This window comes from Pseudofrankia coriaricola (assembly GCF_032027725.1).
Lineage (GTDB): Bacteria > Actinomycetota > Actinomycetes > Frankiales > Frankiaceae > Pseudofrankia.
In genome coordinates this window covers 90,948-106,280 of the sequence record NZ_JASNFO010000041.1, presented here as the reverse complement: position 1 = coordinate 106,280, position 15,333 = coordinate 90,948, and the positions used below count along the sequence as shown (strand labels likewise).

Annotated in this window: 14 protein-coding genes; 7 read left to right on the top strand and 7 right to left on the bottom strand. The window is 74.2% G+C overall.

The genetic code is table 11. The features are described 5' to 3' along the window. Window positions 1-35 precede the first annotated feature (35 nt). The 5 genes from QOZ89_RS22710 to QOZ89_RS22690 all read right to left on the bottom strand — a co-directional run bounded on the left by QOZ89_RS22710 (window position 36) and on the right by QOZ89_RS22690 (window position 7,953). Window positions 36-797: an SDR family oxidoreductase gene (locus QOZ89_RS22710; protein ID WP_071051607.1), complete on the bottom strand. Its 762-nt coding sequence runs from the start codon at window positions 795-797 to the stop codon at window positions 36-38. A 375-nt stretch (window positions 798-1,172) separates the two neighbouring features. Further along, window positions 1,173-3,707: an FdhF/YdeP family oxidoreductase gene (locus tag QOZ89_RS22705; protein ID WP_083419381.1), complete on the bottom strand. Its 2,535-nt coding sequence runs from the start codon at window positions 3,705-3,707 to the stop codon at window positions 1,173-1,175. A gap of 143 nt (window positions 3,708-3,850) precedes the next feature. Continuing rightward, window positions 3,851-4,696, bottom strand: a complete 846-nt coding sequence (locus tag QOZ89_RS22700; protein WP_198543441.1) for a GNAT family N-acetyltransferase — start codon at window positions 4,694-4,696, stop codon at window positions 3,851-3,853. 387 nt (window positions 4,697-5,083) lie between these two features. After that, window positions 5,084-6,460 (bottom strand): DUF1501 domain-containing protein, encoded by a 1,377-nt coding sequence (locus QOZ89_RS22695; protein WP_071051606.1) that lies wholly within the window; start codon window positions 6,458-6,460, stop codon window positions 5,084-5,086. 86 nt (window positions 6,461-6,546) lie between these two features. Continuing rightward, the gene (locus QOZ89_RS22690; RefSeq protein WP_312625057.1) at window positions 6,547-7,953 is read right to left on the bottom strand and encodes a DUF1800 domain-containing protein; all 1,407 of its coding nucleotides are present in this window, start codon (window positions 7,951-7,953) and stop codon (window positions 6,547-6,549) included. Between the two features lie 100 nt (window positions 7,954-8,053). Here QOZ89_RS22690 and QOZ89_RS22685 point away from each other — a divergent pair, with 100 nt between their 5' ends. From QOZ89_RS22685 to QOZ89_RS22675, 3 genes are all read left to right on the top strand, one after another. Further along, on the top strand, window positions 8,054-8,905 hold the full coding sequence (locus tag QOZ89_RS22685) for a response regulator transcription factor (protein WP_241842072.1): 852 nt from the start codon (window positions 8,054-8,056) through the stop codon (window positions 8,903-8,905). A gap of 82 nt (window positions 8,906-8,987) precedes the next feature. Next, the gene (locus tag QOZ89_RS22680; protein WP_312625053.1) at window positions 8,988-10,595 is read left to right on the top strand and encodes a sensor histidine kinase; all 1,608 of its coding nucleotides are present in this window, start codon (window positions 8,988-8,990) and stop codon (window positions 10,593-10,595) included. Window positions 10,596-10,793: 198 nt separating this feature from the next. Then, window positions 10,794-10,964, top strand: a complete 171-nt coding sequence (locus QOZ89_RS22675; protein ID WP_157910581.1) for a hypothetical protein — start codon at window positions 10,794-10,796, stop codon at window positions 10,962-10,964. A gap of 31 nt (window positions 10,965-10,995) precedes the next feature. On the opposite strand, the gene QOZ89_RS22670 is transcribed toward QOZ89_RS22675, so the two are convergent. After that, entirely contained in the window at window positions 10,996-11,241 is a 246-nt protein-coding gene (locus tag QOZ89_RS22670; protein WP_071051605.1) for a DUF2630 family protein, read from the bottom strand. A gap of 51 nt (window positions 11,242-11,292) precedes the next feature. After that, window positions 11,293-12,264, bottom strand: coding sequence for a hypothetical protein (locus tag QOZ89_RS22665; RefSeq protein WP_241842070.1), 972 nt, complete (start codon window positions 12,262-12,264; stop codon window positions 11,293-11,295). 153 nt (window positions 12,265-12,417) lie between these two features. On the opposite strand from QOZ89_RS22665, the gene QOZ89_RS22660 reads away from it, so the two are divergent. The 4 genes from QOZ89_RS22660 (at window position 12,418) to trxA (ending at window position 15,285) form a co-directional block, all read left to right on the top strand. Further along, window positions 12,418-12,642, top strand: a complete 225-nt coding sequence (locus QOZ89_RS22660; RefSeq protein WP_071051604.1) for a hypothetical protein — start codon at window positions 12,418-12,420, stop codon at window positions 12,640-12,642. A gap of 401 nt (window positions 12,643-13,043) precedes the next feature. Further along, on the top strand, window positions 13,044-14,216 hold the full coding sequence (locus QOZ89_RS22655; RefSeq protein ID WP_241842069.1) for a serine hydrolase domain-containing protein: 1,173 nt from the start codon (window positions 13,044-13,046) through the stop codon (window positions 14,214-14,216). Between the two features lie 86 nt (window positions 14,217-14,302). Next, on the top strand, window positions 14,303-14,890 hold the full coding sequence (locus QOZ89_RS22650) for a MerR family transcriptional regulator (protein ID WP_071051603.1): 588 nt from the start codon (window positions 14,303-14,305) through the stop codon (window positions 14,888-14,890). Next, window positions 14,887-15,285: a thioredoxin gene (trxA, locus tag QOZ89_RS22645; RefSeq protein WP_083419368.1), complete on the top strand. Its 399-nt coding sequence runs from the start codon at window positions 14,887-14,889 to the stop codon at window positions 15,283-15,285. The genes QOZ89_RS22650 and trxA overlap by 4 nt, the downstream gene beginning before the upstream one ends. Window positions 15,286-15,333 lie beyond the last annotated feature (48 nt).

The following is a 15,333-nucleotide window of genomic DNA, read 5'->3' as shown; positions in this document are numbered from 1 at the left end:
GCCAGGCCGGTTGGTCCAGCGTGCGGCCTGGCGGCTCAGGCCTTCGGGCCGCCGGCCACGTAGAGGACCTGGCCGGAGACGAAGCCGGCGCCCTCGCTGACGAAGAACGAGACGGCGTGGGCGATGTCGGCCGGCTGGCCGACGCGCGCGACCGGGATCTCCCTCGCGCGGCGGGCCTCGTAGGCCTCCCAGGTCTCGCCGAGGCGCTCGGCGGTCGCGTGGGTCATCTCGCTCTCGATGAGTCCAGGGGCGATGACGTTGGCGGTGACCCCGAACTTGCCGAGCTCGATCGCCACCGTCTTGGTGAAGCCCTGCATGCCGGCCTTCGCGGCCGAGTAGTTGACCTGGCCGCGGTTACCGAGCGCCGACGTGCTGGAGAGGTTGACGATCCGGCCCCACTTGGCGTCGACCATGTGCTTCTGGCAGGCCTTCGTCATCAGGAACGCGCCGCGCAGGTGCACGGCCATGACGAGGTCCCACTCGGCCTCGGGCATCTTGAAGATGAGGTTGTCGCGGGTGATGCCGGCATTGTTGACGAGGATGGTCGGCGGGCCGAGCTCGGCGACGACCTTGGCGACACCGGCCTCGACCTGCGCGGAGTTGCTCACGTCCGCGCCGACGCCGATCGCCTTGCCGCCCGCCGCGACGATCTGGTCGACGACCGGCTTCGTGGCCTGCTCCTCAAGGTCCAGCACGGCGACGGCGTAGCCGTCCTCGGCCAGCCGCAGGGCAGTCGCGGCACCCAGGCCACGGGCCGCACCGGTCACGATCGCCACCTTCTGGGCGGACTCCGTCATGCTTTCGTTCTCCCGTCTCTCGGCGGGGCCGGGCCGAGTTCCGCGGCCGGACCGCTGCCTGTCATCACCGTCATACTGCCGGTCGGCGTCCGCCTCGGTCGTCCCGAACCGGCGGATCTCACGTCCGGTCCGCGCAGCGGGCCGGGCTCCGGCGCGCCAGGGGTCTGACCGGCTGATGCTGGTAGAGCCACTTCCATGACCTGATGACATTTTCCGAGCGGCAGCTCCGAGGATTCCACCAGATCATGGGCGGCTCGCGCGTCCGGCCAAGGTGCGCGACGCGGCGCCGACGTCCGGCCAGTCGTCCCGAACCCGGGCAATACGAGGAACACGACGGAACCGCGGGCCGCGGGGCCATCACGACGCCTCGGCGGGTCAGGCGCGGGGTTCGAGGCGGATGACGAGGGATTTTGAGGTGGGAGTGTTGCTGCGCTCGGCCGTCGAGTCCAGCGGGACGAGGACGTTGGTCTCCGGGAAGTAGGCGGCGGCGCACTCGCGGGCCGTCGGATAGGCGATGATCCGGAAGTCCTCGGCACGCCGCTGGGCGCCGTCCGTCCAGACGCTCACCAGGTCGACGCGGTCGCCGTCGGCGAGGCCGAGGACGGCGAGGTCGTCGGGGTTGACCAGCACGACCCGGCGGGCGTTCCGCACTCCCCGGTAGCGGTCGTCGCGGCCGTAGATCGTGGTGTTGTACTGGTCGTGCGAGCGGACCGTCTGCAGCAGCAGGTGCCCGGGCGGGACGCGCAGCACGGTGAGCTGGTTGACCGTGAACACGGCCCGTCCTGACGGGGTGCGGAACTCGCGGGCGTCGCGCGGCGGGTGCGGCAGCAGGAAGCCACCCGGGTGGGCGATCTTCTCCTCGTAGTCGTCGAAGCCCGGGATGACGCGCGCGATGTGGGCGCGGACGTGCCGGTAGTCGCCGGCGAGCCCCGCCCAGTCGATGGCCGGCACGACCTGGCTCGCGGGATCCACCCAGGCCGGGTCGGCGTTGGCGGTCCCCGTGACAGCAACCCTGTCGGCGGCAGTCCCCGCGGCAACAGGCCCAGTGACAGTGGTCCCGTCAGCGGCAGTCCCGTCGGCGGCGGCAGTACTGGCAGAGCCGGCAGTAGCAGCAGTGACGGCGGCCGCACCGGCAGTGGCGGCGGCACCGCCGGCAGCGCCGGGCACGCTCCCCAGGCGGGCGAGGCGCGCGGCGAAGGTCGCCGCCGCGAGGCCGGTGACGATGGCGACCTCGGAGCGCAGCGCCGGCCCCGCGGGCGCGATGGTGCCGCGGGAGGCGTGTACCGAGCCCATCGAGTCCTCGACGGTGACGGCCTGCGGGCCGCCGGCCTGGACGTCGATCTCGGTGCGGCCCAGCGTCGGCAGGATCAGCGCGACCTGGCCGGTGACGGCGTGCGAGCGGTTGAGCTTGGTGGAGATCTGGACGGTGAGCCGGCACGAGCGGATCGCGGACTCGGTGACGGCGCTGTCCGGGGTGGCGGCGACGAAGTTCCCGCCGAGCCCGACGAACACCGAGGCCCGGCCGTCACGCATCGCGCGGATCGCGTCGACGACGTCGTAGCCGTGGTGGCGCGGCGGGGAGAAGCGGAACTCGGCGCCCAGCCGGTCGAGGAAGGCGTCCGGCATCTTCTCCCAGATGCCCATCGTCCGGTCGCCCTGGACGTTGGAGTGCCCGCGCACCGGGCAGACGCCCGCGCCGGGGCGGCCGATGTTGCCGCGCAGCAGCAGGAAGTTGACGACCTCGCGGATCGTCGCGACCGCGTTCGCGTGCTGGGTGAGCCCCATCGCCCAACAGACGATGATCTTGTCGGAGGCCAGCACCCGGGCGGCGAGCTCGTCGATCTCGGCTGCCGCCAGACCCGTCGCCACCGCCACCTCCTCGTCGTCGAGCGTCCGCAGGTGGGCGGCGAACGCGTCGAAGCCGGTGGTGTGGGCGGCCAGGAAGCCGTGGTCGAGGACGGTGCCGGGGGCGGCGTCCTCGGCGTCGAGCAGCCGGCGGGACAGCGCCTGGAACAGGGCCAGATCGCCGTTGAGCCGGATCTTGAGGAACTGGTCGGCGAGCGTCGTCCCAGCGCCGAGGACGCCGGACGGCTTCTGCGGATTGCGGAAGCGCAGCAGCGAGGCCTCCGGCAGCGGGTTGACCGCGACGATCGACCCGCCGCGTCGCTTGACCTTCTCCAGGGAGGTCAGCATCCGCGGGTGGTTGGTGCCCGGGTTCTGGCCGACGACGAGCACCAGGTCGGCCTGTTCGAGGTCCTCCAGGGTGACGGAACCCTTGCCGATGCCGATCGTCTCGGTCAGCGCGGCGCCGGACGACTCGTGGCACATGTTGGAGCAGTCGGGCAGGTTGTTCGTGCCGAAGGCGCGGACGAACAGCTGGTAGAGGAACGCGGCCTCGTTGCTGGTGCGGCCGGAGGTGTAGAAGACCGCCTCGTCCGGGCTCGCGAGGGCGGCCAGCTCAGTGGCGATGACGCCGAACGCCTCGTCCCAGCCAACCGGGACGTAATGGTCGGAGCCGGCGGCCTTCAGCATCGGTTCGACGAGCCGGCCCTGCTGGCCCAGCCAGTATCCGGAACGGCCGGCCAGGCCCGTCAGGCTGTGCTCGGCGAAGAACGCGGGAGTGAGCCGGCGCAGCGTCGCCTCCTCGGCGACGGCCTTGGCGCCGTTCTCGCAGAACTCGGCGGCGTGCCGGTGATTCGGGTCCGGGTCGGGCCAGGCGCAGCCGGGGCAGTCGAACCCGTCGACCTGGTTGAGCAGCCGCAGCGTGGCGAGGCTGCGCCGCGCCCCCATCTGCGCCCACGACTGCCCGAGCGCGTGCGCCACCCCGGGCACGCCCGCCGCCCATGAGGCCGGGCCACGCCCGGTCCCACCGGCGTCCTCTGGATCCGTCGTAGGTGCCCTGCGCACCACCGCGACCACCTCCTTGGAACCGCCGGTCCCCTCCGCAAGCTACCTCGCGGGTCGGGCCGTCATCTCCCGCAATCCGCGACATGGCCGGCAGCTCGCCGCACCCCGCGCGTAGCTTCCTCTCCCCGACCCCCCATAGACCCGGCTCAGCCGCACTCGCCTGGGCGGACGAAGTGCTCGTCGTCGTCCGCCCAGCCGCCCGGCTCGTCGGCGCGAGGTTCCGGAATGCCCGGCTCGAGGAGGCGGGGCTCGAGGAGCCCTGGCGCCTCGACGAAGCGGAAGACCGTGGTGGCGCGCAGTTCGAAGCCGAGGTGCTCGTAGAGGCGGATGGCCGTCGTGTTCGTGGCCGCCGCGTGCAGGAACGGCGTCTCACCGCGGGCGCGGATCCCGACGGCGACGGCGCGCATCAGCCGGGTCGCGAGGCCATGGCCCTGGTAGGCGGGGTCGGTACACACTGCGCTGACCTCGGTCATGCCGGGGATCCGCAGCCGCTCCCCCGCCATCGCGACCAGCGCGTCGCCGTCGAAGACGCCGAGGTAGCTCCCGAGCTCGATGGTCCGCTGGAGGTAAGGGCCGGGGCGGGTGCGGCCGACCAGGTCGAGCATCGCGGGCACGTCGTCCGGGCCGAGCGGCCGTGCCTCGGGCTCGGGAGCGTCGGCGAACGCGTCGGTCGCGACCATCTGGACGAGGCCGAGCACGTCGACGGACCGCCAGCCAGCCGGCGGTTCCTCCTCGACGAAGAACAGCACCGCCGGGCCGCCCGGGCCGACGACCCTGGCCAGGTCGTCCCAGGCCCACCGCCCCGGCCCGCCGGCCATGGCCGCGAAGGGCGCGACGTCGGTCTGGAACCGCGCAGCCTGCCCGGCCCGCTCGGCGAACCCCGCCTGCGGCCCGGTCAGCGCCGCCCAGATCACGTTGTCCAGCGGACCGCCGTCGGCCGCCGGCGCCTCCGGCTCGGTCTTCTCTGGCAGAACCCGCGTCGGCTCCGTCACGCGCCCATCCCTCCGACCACGCCAGCGCCCAGGAACATGGGCCCCGGCCCCACCCGCGCCTGCCGACGAGCGCTCGCCGCCGGCTCCGCGGCGACGGCTTATCCGCCCACGGGCCGAACCGTCCCAGCGGCCACCGCCGCCCGGCGGCTCACCCGCCGACTCGCCCACCAGTCACCCTATGGCGCGCGCCGGAACTGGCTCACCCGATTTACGGTCACCTCCCCGACTGTCGCCCCAGGCCGCGCCAGCCCCGGTCCGGCCCGCTGTCAGCCCGCCGGCCATCGCTACACCGGCCGCCGGCGCGCCGGATGTGGCGTCGAGATGTCTGAGACTCCGGTACGCGATCAGTCGACGGGGCCGGCCCCAGGCCGGTCCCGTCGGGATCGGTCAGAGGAAGGCGAGGCGGGGGAAGTGTTCCTGGGAGCCGAGGACGACGCCGGCCTCGGTTCCGAGGACACGCTCCAGGAGGGTGGCGTAGACGGAGCGGAAGTCGGTGGTGAACCTCAGGTCGCCGTCGTCCAGGTTGGTCAGGCTCGGTGCGTCGCCATGGAAGCCGCCGCGGACGTTCGTGCCGAGGACGAGGACGGGGGCGGCGGTGCCGTGGTCGGTGCCGTCGTTGGCGTTGGCCGCGACCCGCCGGCCGAACTCCGAATAGACCACTGTCGTGACCGCCGTCCCGTGCGGGTCGCCGACGATCGCGGCCTGGAAGCGGGTGAGCGCGGCGTCCAGCTCGCCGAGCAGCTTCGCCTGGGTCGCCTTCTCCATGATGTGGGTGTCGAAGCCGCCGAGGTTGACCGAGTAGGCCCTGGTCGGCACGCCGGCGCGGATGCAGGCGGCGACCACGTCGAGCTGCGCCCCCAGCTCGCCGGCCTTCGCCGCGGCCACGGTGGCCGACGCCGGGGGCGACGTGGCGGTGCCGGCGGCGGGGGCCGCGGTGGCGTCACCCCCGCCGCCGTCGAGCTGACCGGCCGGGCCCGTGTCCTGGTCGGCCTGGCCCGCGAGCACAGGGCCGAGCGTGCCCGCGACGGTGAACAGGTCGGCGCCGGAGGACGCGACCCGGGCGGCGAGCGGGCCGTCCACCGGGTCGGGACGGTAGAGCTGGCGCAGCTCCTGGCCGATCGCGCCGCCGGGCGCCGTGAACGGGCCGGTGGGGACGGCCGCGGCGGCGGTCGTCGCGCCTACGACCAGCGGCGCGAGCGTCGGGCCGACGGAGACCACCCGCAGCGCGGCGGCGCTGCCGGGTGAGGAGGAGCCAGCCGGTGCCGACGAAGCACCAGGTGCCGACGAGCCGCCCGCGGGGGTCTTGGCCTGGGCGTCGAGCCAGCGGCCGAGCCATCCGGTCGTCGACGCGGTCTCCGGCGAGGCGGTCTGCCAGATCGCCATCGACCGGAAATGGCTGTGGTCTGGCTTCGGGTAGCCGACACCGCGGATGATCGCCAGACGATGGTCGTCCCACAGCTTGCGCAGTCCGGTCATCGCGGGATGCAGCGCGAAGCCGTCGGTGAGCGGGAGCGCCTGCTCGGCGGAGTAGGCAAGCTCGCCGCGCGCCGCCCGGTAGGCCGGGTCCTCGACGGGGATCACCATGTTCAGCCCGTCGTTGCCGCCGTAGAGGGTGACGACGACGAGGACGCCACCCCCGGCCAACGGCTCCTGGGCGGCGCTGTGGTGAAGCTCCCGGTAGGACACGACCCCGGCGGTGGTGGCCGCGGCCAGGCCGCCGGTCACCCCGGACGCGATCAGAAACCGGCGCCGGTCGAACGGCATCGGCCCTCCTCCTTCTTGGTTTCCGGGGCCTCCGAACTTCCAGGGCCTCCGAGCTTCCAGGGCCTCCGGGCTTCCGGGGCGGTGTCCTAGACGGTCAGGTACTCGGGTGAGAGCAGGGCGAGCGCGACGAGGCGGGCCGGGTTGCCGCCGGCGCCGGACATCGCCTCGCGGGTGCGGGAGGTCCAGCCGTCGAGGGACAGCAGGTGGGCGACGGCGTCCGGCCGGCCGGCGGCTGGCTCGTCGGCGATCGCGGCCAGGTTCGCCGCCGCGGCGGCCGCGGTGGCGAACTTCGTCCGCACCTGCGTGGACGCGGTCGTCAGCCAGGCCGCGTTCTCGGGCCAGCCGCCGACGCTCGGCGGCTGGAACGGCACCTGGCCGAGGCCGGCGAGCGCCGCCAGCAGGGCCCGCTGCGGCAGCGCCCCGCCGCCGGCCCCGGCCCCGGCCGCGCCCCCGGTCCCGGTCCCGCCGCCAGCCGCGGCGCCGGTGGAGGCGTCCGCCGAGCCGCCGGCTGTCGGTGTGACCCGCAGGCCGAGCGCCCGCAGCGTCGTGACGACGTACTCGACCGGCTGGGCGACGAGCTTGCCGCGACTCGCGAGGAAGGCGGGCGAGCGAAGCATGGCGCGCACGGCTGCGCCGACGTCGAGCGTCGAGCCGTAGGCCGCCAGCATCGCGTCGGCCGCCGGGTTGGCGTCGGGCGCGACGGGGGCGGCGAGCCGGCTGAACAGCCGGGAGCAGACCCAGCGGGCCGACGCCGGCTGGTGGGTGACCAGGGCGATGACATCCTCACCGCCGAGGTTGCCCGTCTTGCCGAGGACCGTCTTCGTCCCGTCGTCGTGCTGCTTCGCGGCCAGTTGGAAGCCGGTACGGCTCGCGTCCACCCGCCAGCCGGTGAAGGCCCGCGCCGCCTCCCGGACGTCGGTCTCGGTGTAGTTGCCGATGCCGAGGGTGAACAGCTCCATCAGCTCCCGGGAGAAGTTCTCGTTCGGGTGCTCCTTGCGGTTCTGCCCGGCGTCGAGCCACGCCAGCATCGCCGGGTCCCGGGCGACCGCGAGAGTGAGCGCGTCGAACGGGCCGGTCCCGGAACGCCGGAAGATCTCGTTCTGCGCGAGCATCGCCGCCGCCACGCGCACCTTGGTGATCGACGTCGCGAAGTGCCCGTGCCAGAAGAACGTGAGCTTCTCGGTGAACGGGTCGGCGGTGGCGACCATCCGGCGCACCCACCAGCCGGTCAGCTCGGTCCCCTGCTCACGCACCATCTGGGCGTAGGTCGACCGTGCCTGGGGGTCCGTCCGGACGTCGGCCAGCTTGGGCAGCGGCGCGAACGTCGGCGGCGGCTCCGGATCCGGGCCGGCGCCGGCACGCGTGCCGGCGCCGAGCAGGGCGTCGACGGCCGCGTCGTATCCGCCGGCCACGACGGCGTCGAGCTGGGCCGGGCTCGCGCCGAACCCGGCCCGCCGGTAGAGAAACGCGATATCGGAACGCGCGGTGGCCATGGACGGACCGTCCCAGCGGACCGTCAGCGTGCCGTGGCCGCCATGTTCGAGAACGGTAAGACAATCCGGCCGATACCCGGCCGGGGTCGGCGAGGAGCGCATGGCGCCCCAGACTGGGCAGGTGGGAAACCTCCCGACGGCGTCGACACCGGCCATCCAGCCGACACCGGCCACCCCGCCCGCGTCCGAATCCTCGACGTCCGCGATGTCGTCGGCGCCCCCGAGGTCCTCGGCGCCCGTGGAGGAGGCGGGGGTGGGGGCGGCGGCCCGGCGGTCGTCGGGGCTCGTGCTGGTGGTCGAGGACGAGCCGCATATCTGCGACCTGATCCGGCTCTACCTGACCAGGGAGGGATTCGGCGTCGAGGTCCGCCACGACGGCGTAGCCGGTCTGGAGGCGGCCCGGGCGCTCGCTCCGGTCGCGATCGTCCTGGACATCCGGCTGCCGGGGCTGGACGGGCGTGACGTGGTGCGGGCGCTGCGCGCCGACGACGACTGGACGCCGGTCCTGTTCGTCACGGCGCGAGACGACGAGGTCGACCGCATCCTCGGCCTGGAGCTCGGCGCGGACGACTACCTCGTCAAGCCGTTCTCGCCCCGCGAGCTGGTGGCCCGGCTACGCGCGGTGCTGCGCCGGGCCGGCCCCCAGGCGGACCGGCCGGCGAGCCGCGTGCTGCGCGCGGGAGCCGTCGAGATGGACCTGGACCGCCGCCTGGTACGCGCCGGCGGGGAGGCTGTCGCGCTGACCGCGACCGAGTTCGACCTGCTGGCCGCGCTGCTGACACGCCCCGGGCTCGTCTTCACCCGGGAGCGGCTGCTCTCCCAGGTCTGGGGCTACCAGGCGGCGGCCGGGACCCGCACCGTCGACGTCCATGTCGCCCAGGTCCGCGCCAAGCTCGGCGCCGCCTCACCGATCCGCACCGTCCGCGGCGTCGGCTACACCGCCGATGGCTAGCGCGCCGGCACCCGGCTGGCAGGCCGGTGGCCAGCCGACTGACGCCACGTCTGGGCACCGCCGGCCGGGCAGGACGAGCCGGGTGGGACGGGCGGGACGGGCGGGCGGGCCGGGCCCGGTTCGCCCGCTGGGCGGGGAGAGCCGGCCGGGCAGGCTGAACCGGGTGGGCCGCGCACGTCGCCGGCCGGGCCGCGGGGGCGGGCTCGGGCGGCGCACGGCGCTGGCCACGACGCTGGTCGCACTACTCGGGGTGATCATCACCGGGGCGGTGTTCCTCGGACAGCTGGGCGACGTCGGCGAGGGGCAGGCCCGCCGGGTACTCGGCCGGCAGGCCGACCTCGTCGTCGCCCTCTACGAGCAGCCGGAGGCGACCGCCGAGCTGCGCGCGGGCGTCACCCGCGCGATCGGGTCGCAACAGGTCAGCCTGCTGGTCCTCGGCCCGCGCGGTGCCGTGCGCACGGCGATGGGCCCCGTCGGGGGGCGGTGGGTGCCGGCGCTGCCGGCGGCGACGCTGCGCCGGCTCGCCGGCACCCACCGGACCGACGTCGTGCGTACCACCGCGGGCCGACGGGTCGTCATCGCGACCCGGCCACTGCCCGACGGCTCGACGGTCGTGCTCGTCCAGCCCGCCTCGCAGGCCCAGGAGCTGACGTCCGCGCTGTCGCGCCGGCTGCTGGTGGCGCTGGTGATCGCGCTCGCCGTGGCGACGGTCGCCGGCCTGCTGCTGGCCCGCCTGCTGGCCCGGCCACTGCGGGCCTTGGCCGCGGCCGCGCGCGAGCTGGCGCACGGCCGGCGCGACGTCGACCTGGCGCTCGCTCTGCCGTCCGGCGGCCCGGCCGAGATCGCCGACGTGGCGGACGCGCTCGGCGGGCTCGCCAGCGCGCTCACGGTCAGCGAGGCACGCCAGCGGGAGTTCCTGCTCTCGGTCTCGCACGAGCTGCGAACGCCGCTGACCGCGATCCGCGGCTTCGCCGAGGCGCTCGCCGACGGCGTCACCCCGGCGGGGCAGACCCCGGACGCCGGCCGGGTGATCCTCGACGAGGCACTGCGGCTGGACCGGCTCGTCCAGGACCTGCTCGACCTCGCCCGCCTCGACGCCGACGACTTCCGCGTCGACCTCGCACCCGTCGATCTGGCGAGGTTCGTCACCGACGCCGCCGAGGTCTGGCGCCGCCGCTGCGCCGCCGTGGGCGTCGAGCTGCGGGTGGAGGTGCCGGGTGGGCCGGTCGTGGCCGTGACGGACGCGGTCCGACTGCGCCAGATCCTCGACGGGCTCGCCGAGAACGCGCTGCGGCTGGTCCCGGCCGGCGCACCGATCGTGCTCGCGGCCCGGGCAGAGTTCGCGGGCACCGGGCCAGCGGGTACCGGGCTCGCGGGCGCCGGGCCGACGGTCGCGGTGCTGGAGGTGCGCGACGGCGGCCCGGGGCTCACCGACGACGACCTGGCCGTCGCGTTCGAGCGCTCGGCGCTCTACGAGCGCTACCGCGGGCTACGGCCGGTCTCGACGGGGCTTGGCCTCGCGCTCGTCGCCCGGCTGGCGTCCCGGCTCGGCGGGCACGCCCACGCGGCTGCCGCCCCCGAGGGCGGGGCCGCCTTCACGATCCGCATGCCGGGGCGAGGCGCTGAACGCGCTCGCCCCGTGTCGGGCGCTGAGCGCCCTCCCCGCGTGGTTCCGGGTCCTGGCATATGAGGGTGGTAGAGCTGGGGCCGGGCTGACGACGTGGCCGGGTTGGTGCTGCGCTTGAGGCGCCGTCACCAGGTGTGGTCGAGTTGCGCTTACCGGTCGCTGGAGCGGCGTCGCGGGCCGCCGCACGGCTTGACGCCGTGGCCCGCGGGATGTCGGCGAACTGACCACGCCGCGTGCCGTTCGCCCTGGAAAGCTTTCGGGGTGAGTCTGAGCCTGTCCCGGTCGTTGCCCCTCCGGCTTTACCTGCTCGCGTTCAACCTGGAGAAGGGCCGGACGTACCGCGCCCACCACAGCCCACGCCACGACCGCCGAGGCCGCGCCTCCGGCGACGGCGCCCGCGACGGTGGCGCCCGTCGCGCGCCAACCGGGTGACGCCCGACCGGGCTGGTCGCCGGGCCGTTCGCTACTGGATGTAGCCCTCAACCTGGCCGACCGGGGCCGACTTCGCCTCGTCGGGGTCGAGGCCGGCGTTGCGCAGCGCCTCGCGGCGACGCAGCAGGTCCCAGCACTGGTCCAGGGACTCCTCGACGTGGCGGAGCCGCTCAAGCTCGGTCTCGGGGTCGACCTCCCCGGCCGCCCGTTTGGTCCGCAGCTCGTGCTCCTCGGCGACGAGTGCGTTGATCTGCGTGAAAATGCCCTTCTCATCCATGCCGCCACCCAACCACGCCGCCCGACGCCTGGCCACGGCCCGTCCCCGTGGTCAGTCCGGCATGGAGACGGCGATCTCGGCGCCGAGGGCGAAGCCGAGGGCGAGCGGGAGGTCGTCGCCGCTCCAGAACCGGCCCGGGTCGTACCAGCTCGGCCGACGGCCGGAGGCCAGCAGACCCATGGCCTGATAGGTGATCGCGACGACCTCGGCGCAGTACGCGGTCTCCAGGGCGGGGCGGCCTTCTTCCCCCTCCTCGGACTCGTGGGTCTCGTTGCCCGTGGGCCCGTCGGTAGGGCTCGCCGTGCGGGCGGCGCCGCGCCGGGTAGCGAGGCCACGGAGCCGTGACCAGCGGCCCGGCTGCGCGTCGTCACCGTCGGCGACGCCGACCGGCGACGCCCCGGAGCCTCCGCGGCGCGCGACGCCGGCGGAACCTCTGGCGCCCGTCGCGCCGGTCGAGCCGGTAGACCCGGCCGCCAGCCGGCTGGAGTCGGCGGACCCGTCGCGCCAGGGGAAGGACGCGAGCCAGGGCTCGGCGGTGGGGTCGGAGACCAGTGCCTCCGGCGCGTCGGCGGCCTCGGCACCTCCCCCGCGCCGGACGAGTGTCGGCAGCCGGCCTCGCAGCCAGCGCCCGGCGAGCTGCGCGGTCGACGGGAACGGGGTGCCGTCGAGCCGGGCAATGATCCGCAGTGCCGCGTCCTCCGCCTCGCGGGAGACCTCGGGCTCGAGCTGGCGCAGCCAGGCACGCTGACCGTAACGCTGGCCCCATACGTGGACCGCGTCGCGCAGGTCGTGCAGCTGGACGCCGCGGTGACGGCCGCCGGTCCACTGGTCGGTCAGCGACCTGCCGAGCTCGGCATGCCAGATCATCGGCGGCAGGTCCTCGAGGACAAGCGCCATCCCGACGTGGTTGACCGGGCTGTTCGTGAGCGTCTGGATGGCCCGGTCGGCGGGGGTTCGGCCGCGGAAGAGCCACAGGTCACCGGTACGGCTCGCCTCCACGGCGGCGTCCAGGCTGACCGGCATGGCGCACATGCTCACAGCCTAGGACGGCACACCCGCTATCGGACCCGTCCGGACAGGCTGGTCATGCCCCAGGCGCATGATTCTTCCGCCCGCGCCGCGGTCTCTGGCGGATTGGCGCCGCCGCTCGGGCGGACGAGGTTCTAGCCTTCAGGTATGCGTTGGTGGAAAGTGCTCGGCCTGGCCGGAGTCGTGGGAGTGGCGACCACGGGCGCGATGGTGGCCCGCAAGGAACGCGCGCGGCGCGCCTACACCCCGGACGAGGTCCGCGAACGGCTGCACGGCCGGCTCGCCGAGAGCACCGCCGCGCCGTCGCCCAACGGGTCGTCCGCCTCGACCCGGGCCGCCGGCCACCGCCGCGCCCACCCCGACGCCTCTTAGGTCGTTCCCAGGGGAGTGGACCGTTCCCCGGGGTCTGCGCGACCGCGCCTCTCCACCCTTTCTGACGGACGGCGGCGTCCTGATGCCCGGCGCCGTCCGTCGCGGCGCGGCGCGGCACCAAAGGGAGGCATCGGCTCCCCGGAGCAATGGTCCCGAGCGACGCGGCCCCCAGGCCAGGCGGGCTCCACCGCCTTGAGGCTCTCCACCGCCTTTGAGGCTTACGTCGGTTGCGCGCCGGCCTTACCTGATGTTGACATCGGCTTGCGACGATCTAGCCGCACACCTCGTTGATGCCTTCCGTGAGGTCGCCGATGCGCCGCCAGCAGCCATGCCACCGCCGTTCTCCCGTCGGCGCCCCCACACCGAGGCTCCCGCATCGACGCGCGGGAGCCGGGGCCGCGGTGCTCGCGGCCGCGGCGCTGCTCGGCGTGGCCGCCTGCAGCGGCGGCTCGGCCAGCGCGGCGGAGCCGCCCAGCCCGACCGCCACCGGCGTGGCCGCGTCCGGCCAGGCCTCGGCGCCGCCGCACCAGCCGGGCGACGAGTGGGAGACCGTCGCCCCGGCGACGGTCGGGCTCGATCCGGCGAAGCTCGACGAGATCGCGAAGACGGCCGAGACCGGCAAGTCGAACTGCCTCCTCGTCGTCCGCGACGGGAAGATCGCCGGCGAGTGGTACTTCCGCGGCACCAACAAGGACACCACCCAGGACGTCTTCTCGGCGACGAAGTCCGTGACAAGCACGCTCGTCGGGATCGCCCAGGACGACGGCGACCTGAAGATCGGCGAGAGCGCCTCGACGTGGATTCCCACGTGGCGCGGTACGCCGTCGGAGGCGGTCACCGTCCAAGACCTGCTCAGCAACGACTCGGGGCGGCGCTGGAGCGTCGGCGTCGACTACCGCCAGCTCATCCGGGCGACCGACCAGACCGCGTTCGCCGTCGGCCTGGACCAGGCGAACCCGCCCGGCCAGGTATGGGCCTACAACAACTCCGCGATCCAGACGCTGCAACAGGTGCTGAAGGGCGCCACCGGACAGGACCCGGTCACGTTCGCCGAGGACCGGCTGTTCGGCCCGCTCGGCATGACCAGCACCAAGATGACGCCGGACGGGGCGGGCAACGCGCGGACCTACACCGGCCTGCACACCACCTGCCGCGACCTGGCCCGCTTCGGGCAGCTTGCCCTGGACCACGGGGTCTGGCACGGCAAGCAGATCGTCTCGGCCGACTGGCTGCGGGCCGCGACCGGGACGTCGTCCACCGAGCTGAACGCGGCCTACGGCTACCTGTGGTGGCTCAACCACGAGGGCCTCATCGGCAACCCCCTGGTCGCGACCGACCTCTCCCAGGTCGGCAACCAGACGGCCACCCATGGCCGGCTCGTGCCCGGCGCCCCGGACGGCATCTTCTGGGCGATCGGCCTCGGCAACCAGGTAGTACAGGTTGACCCCGGCTCCGACACGGTCGTCGTCCGCATGGGCATCCCCGAAACCTCCCCCAAGCCGCCCACGTTCGGCCCCGGTGAAGCCAGCCGCGTCGTCACCCAGGCGGTCACCGGTCCCGTCAGCGGCGGCTGACCACCCAGCGCGGGGCCGTCCAGCATGCGTCGCCCCAGGGTTTCGGGCTGGCGTTGACGTCGGCGGCAAGGTTTAGCGTCGGGTTCATGCGGATCGGGGAGCTGGCGCGGCGGGCGGGGACGAGCCCACGGGCGCTGCGGCACTACGAGCAGGAAGGCCTGCTCGCGGCCCGGCGCCGGGCGAACGGATATCGGGACTACGAAGAGGATGACCTGCGGCTGGTGGCCGAGATCAGGTCACTGCTCGCCATCGGCTTCACCCTCGACGAGACCCGCCCGTTCGTCGACTGCCTGCGATCCGGGCACGACCGCGGCGTCGCCTGCCCCGACGCCGCCGCCGTCCACCGGCGAAAGATCGCCGAGATCGACGCGTGCGTGTCCCGGCTCGCCGAGATCCGCGCCGGTCTGGCCGGCCAGCTCGCCGACGAACTGGCGGGCCGAGCGGCAGGCCCGGCAGGCGCGGCAAGCCCGGTCGGCGCCGGCACGCCACTGTCCAGCAAGGCCGTGCCCGAGCCCGAGGCGCCCGCCGCGCCGCCGATGGCACACGCCGTGGACGCCGTGGACGCCATACGCGCCGTGGCCGTCCCAGCCGCGCCGCCGGCCTGTGCGTTGTCCTTCGAGCAGACCCAGTCCCAGCTCAAGACCTACTCGGAGAAAAGAGGGAATCTGTCATGACATCGACCCATGGCATCGCGACCCACAACGTCGGCGGCGGCCTGACCGTCGCGAACCCGCCCACCCCGGGGACGGTCGTCGCTGTCACCGACGCGACCTTCGCCGAGGTCGTGCTGGCGAGCCCACTCCCCGTTCTCGTCGACTTCTGGGCGGTCTGGTGCCCGCCCTGCCGGATGATGGCTCCCATCCTGGAGAAGCTCGCCGCGGACTACGCCGGCCGGCTCACCGTCGTGTCCCTGAACTGCGACGAGGAGCCCGAGACCGCCCGCACCTACGGCATCCTCGCGATGCCGACCTTCACGGTCTTCCACGGCGGCGAGCAGGTCGCCTCGGTCGTCGGCGCCCGCTCCGGTGCCGCGATGCGCAAGCTCGTCGACGGCCTTCTCGGCGACTGACGGTCGTTCGCGGTCGTTCGCCGGTCGTCGGCGCGACCGACGGTCTGG